Genomic DNA, 4,113 nt, shown 5'->3' on the forward strand with positions numbered 1-4,113 from the left:
GTATGAGATACAAATACACTAAAATTTATAAAAAGCTGAAAACCAATCATAGTATTTCATCAACAGGATTATAAACATTAAAGAACAAATCTAAATCCTTTAAATCAGAATAAAGAAGTAAATTCCAAGCCAAAAATTGTGCAATATCACTACTATAGTTTGATCTATAAAACAAACGCCATAAAAAAGACTTTTTAGCTTCATATTTTAAATTTGAATAATTTAAAATAAAATAAAGTTTAAAGAACAAGGGATTATCTTTATATCTTTTTACAATCTCATTTGCATTAAAGTAATCATTGATTTCAAAATACATACTAGCCAAATAATAATTCATCATTTCATTTCCTTTAAATTTTTCATTGGCCTTATTCAGGTAAGTAATGGCACGCTTTAAATCATTTTCTTTCTTTGCAATAAATGCCAACCCAAGATATATCATCATACTATAATCAGGAAAATCTGTATAAAGTTTCAAATATTCACTCTTAGCATTATTAATATCTCCCTTCTTCAAATAAGCATCTGCTAACAAAAACATTAAACTAGGTTCACTATTATCACTAAGAAGTTTAAGATTGGCAATAGTAAAATCCAAATTATCAAGACCGTAAGAAATATAAGCAAGTTCTTTAGCAAAATCCTTATCTTCTTTTATTTTTAAGAGTATTCTCCTAGCAGCATCAAAATCTTTTTTATCTATATACAAAAGCATTGCATTAATTAAAAACGCATTATTTTGAAGATTGAATCCTATAGTCTCAAAAGCAAGAGCATCTCTTTCTTGCTCCATTTTAATTAAAAAACTCTTTATGTCTTTGACATCATAATTTAAAATCAAACTTTTAATAAAAGCCTCATCACATAAATATTTATATTCTTTATATCCCAATAAATACTGCTTAGCAACATCATAAGCTTCTAAAACAGCTCCTACTTTAAGTTTTGAATATACTTCAAGTGCTCTAAGCTTTAAATTCCCTGGCAAACTTTTAACACTCAAATCTAGAATATTTCTCATCAACACATAATGATTGATTTTATCAGAATAAAGCTTTGCTCTCTTAACAAGAGAAAGCCACTTATATTCAGTATCTGCATAATAAGAATAAAATTTAATTGCTTTCTCTGCACTATCTAAATTCCCACTTGAAATATAATCATCAATTTCTATAATAACCTCATTAAAATCCCTTTCTCCCTTTAATATATACAAAACATATGGATTTAAGCTCAAATAAACAAAAATTGATACAAAAAAGATTAAAAACAAAATAAAAAATAACAATAACCTATTTGTTTTCAAAAGAACTCTCCATATCTTTTAACAAAGCATCAAGTATACCATTGACAAACTTATCAGAATTTTTATTGCCATATTTTTTAGCAATCAAAATAGCCTCATCTATTATAACCCTTTTAGGAACATCTAAATTTTGAAACTTAAGTGAATATACACTCATTCTTAATATAGCAAGATCAACCTTATCCATACGATCCAAACGCCAATTAAGTGAAATACCACTAATTAATTTGTCAATAGACTCTAAATTATCATAAGTACCATTAACTAGAACAGAATAAAATAACTTTAAATCTCCATCTAAATCTATCCCATTCTCTTCAAAACTAAAAATATCAAAAATATTATCCTTTGCCTTACAGTTAACATCAATACTGTAAATTTTTTGAAAAGCTAAAACCCTAGCCTTATGTCTCAAATCCATAACCAATATATAAATATATCATCTTCATTTTAGACTAGAATCCAAAATTTGTATACTAGCAGACTTATTGAGTTTATCATAAATTTCTTGTTGTATTTTAGCAACAATTTGCTGTTGATGAACATTAATCATATTATTTTTAATAGCATCCTTTACAGTCATATTAACATTAGGAGATATCTTATCTTGAAGACCTAAAAATTTTTGAGAATACATTTCAGTAACTTTCACTATATGAAAACCTTCCTTTGATGATATTGGATTAGAAACATTTCCCTTTTTAAGCACAAAAACCTCTTTAATAAAGTCTGCACCAAGAACATTTTGAGCACTTTGATCACCCCTTGCCAAAAATCCAAGATCACCATTTTTAACCTTAGAACCTTCATCATTTGAATATTTTCTCACAGCCTCTTCAAAAGTAATCTTACTAGATTTTATTTGCTTTGCAATATCTTTTGCCTGCTCAAGAACCTCTGACCTTTTTTTATCTTTTGACGAAAAGAAAACATGACTAATTCTCGCTATATCAGGATTCACAAATTTAGTTTTATTAGCCTCATAATATTCAATTACTTCTTTTTCACTTGGAGCTTTTATCTCTGAAAACTTAGGCTGAGCAATTTTTAGAACTAATTTTTGCGCAGCAAGAGATCTTTTCATCGAAGCTAAAAGCTCATTCCAATTTGTACCTTGACTTTCTATCATCTGCTTAATTTGTTCATCGGTAAGACTTGCAAGTCCAAACTGAGATCTAATTGTTTGCATAACTTCATCATCTGAAACTTTAATTCCCTGTTTTAAAGCTTCCTGACCAAAAAGTACATCAGCAATTAAAACCTGTAAAACTTGCTTTTTTTCAATATTACTTAAATCTCTACCTTGTGTTTTTTTCAATGTATTAACTTTAGACTCAAACTCTGTTTTAGTAATAATTTCATTACTATGCAAATTAATAATGACAACAGGAGTATTTTGAGCAAAAGAAGTTATTCCTAAAACACAAAATAACAAAAAACACAAAAAATTACCCATAAAAATTACCCTTATATCAAATTAAACTAAATCGCTTCATAAAATTTTAACAAAACATTAAACTTAAATCTAGTTTCAAAACAATATTATCTATCTATATAAAAAGGCTGCTATACCTTGACCACCCCCAATACAAAGAGAAGCAATTCCTTTTGACTTATTATTCATACTCATAAGACGTGCAAGAGTTAATAAAATCCTTGAACCACTAACTGAAAATGGATGACCCAATGCAATAGCTCCTCCATTAACATTAACAATATCATCCTTAATACCATACTTTTCACGTAAAGCTTTAAGAACACTCAAAGATTGTGCTGCAAAAGCTTCATTTGTTTCAATAAAATCAATTTCATTTGAATTTAAATTAAACTTTTCTATAATGCCCTCAATAGCAAGAAAAGCTCCAAATCCCATATGCAAAGGATTTAACCCTACACTTTTAAAACCACCAATATAAGCCAAAGGTTTTACATTCATTTTATGAACAAAATCTTCACTTGCCAATATTAAAAAACAAGCTCCATCATCTAAACTAGAAGAATTGCCAGCAGTAATAGTCCCATTTTCTTTAAAGATAGGTTTTAAAGAAGCAAGCTTTTCTAAACTTAAATTATCACGTATTTCTTCATCACTAGACACAACATTTTTAAGTTTTGTCTTTTTATCAAAAATCGATAGAGGATATATCTCATCATTAAAATACCCACTATCCCTTGCAACTTTTGCCTTCATATGAGAATTATATGCAAATTGATCTTGCATTTCTCTTGTAATTTCATACATTTCTGCTAAATTCTCTGCTGTAATACCCATAACAGTAGAACTTGGAGTATCAACTAAAGCATCTTTATATATTGAATCTTCTATTTTAAAGTCTCCAAATTTTAAACCATCAAATCTGACATTTCTTGGTAATAAATAAGGTGCATTACTCAAATCTTCTACTCCACCTGCAACAATAACCTCACTCTCACCAAGAGATATAGAATTAAATGCAAGTTCCAAAGACTTAAGCCCCGAACCACACACTTTATTTACGCTAAAAGCGGGAATAGCTTCTCCTAAACCAGCTTTCAAAGTAATCTGTCTGGCAATATTTTGACCAAGTCCCGATGAGATTACATTTCCAACAATAACTTCATCTACTTTATCAATACTATTCCTTTCAAGCAAAACCTTAACAATATCAGCAGACACATCAACAATATTCATTCCCTTTAATGTTCCGCCAAACCTAGTAATAGGAGATCTAAGGCCACCAATAATCGCTATTTTTTTCATAAATCACTCCAAACAATAACAATAACTTAACTATTAATAAGCAAACCACAATTTGACACAATATATT

The 4,113-nt window shown here is 28.6% G+C and carries 4 protein-coding genes; all 4 read right to left on the reverse strand.

Going from position 1 to position 4,113, the window contains the following annotated elements; translation table 11 throughout:
- Positions 1 to 46: 46 nt before the first annotated feature.
- Positions 47 to 1,306 carry a tetratricopeptide repeat protein gene (locus BN1173_RS00560; RefSeq protein ID WP_246040016.1) on the reverse strand — a complete coding sequence of 420 codons (1,260 nt, stop codon included), beginning with the start codon at positions 1,304 to 1,306 and terminating at the stop codon, positions 47 to 49.
- Complete coding sequence (gene nusB, locus BN1173_RS00565) at positions 1,293 to 1,727, reverse strand: transcription antitermination factor NusB (protein WP_014696012.1); 435 nt, start codon at positions 1,725 to 1,727, stop codon at positions 1,293 to 1,295. Before nusB ends, BN1173_RS00560 begins: the two co-directional genes overlap by 14 nt.
- Before the next feature lie 24 nt (positions 1,728 to 1,751).
- Complete coding sequence (locus BN1173_RS00570; protein WP_014696013.1) at positions 1,752 to 2,762, reverse strand: peptidylprolyl isomerase; 1,011 nt, start codon at positions 2,760 to 2,762, stop codon at positions 1,752 to 1,754.
- A gap of 90 nt (positions 2,763 to 2,852) precedes the next feature.
- Positions 2,853 to 4,046 (reverse strand): thiolase family protein, encoded by a 1,194-nt coding sequence (locus tag BN1173_RS00575; protein WP_014696014.1) that lies wholly within the window; start codon positions 4,044 to 4,046, stop codon positions 2,853 to 2,855.
- Positions 4,047 to 4,113: the final 67 nt, after the last annotated feature.

Origin of the sequence: Borrelia crocidurae (genome assembly GCF_000825665.2) — a bacterium.
Classification (GTDB): Bacteria; Spirochaetota; Spirochaetia; order Borreliales; family Borreliaceae; genus Borrelia; species Borrelia duttonii.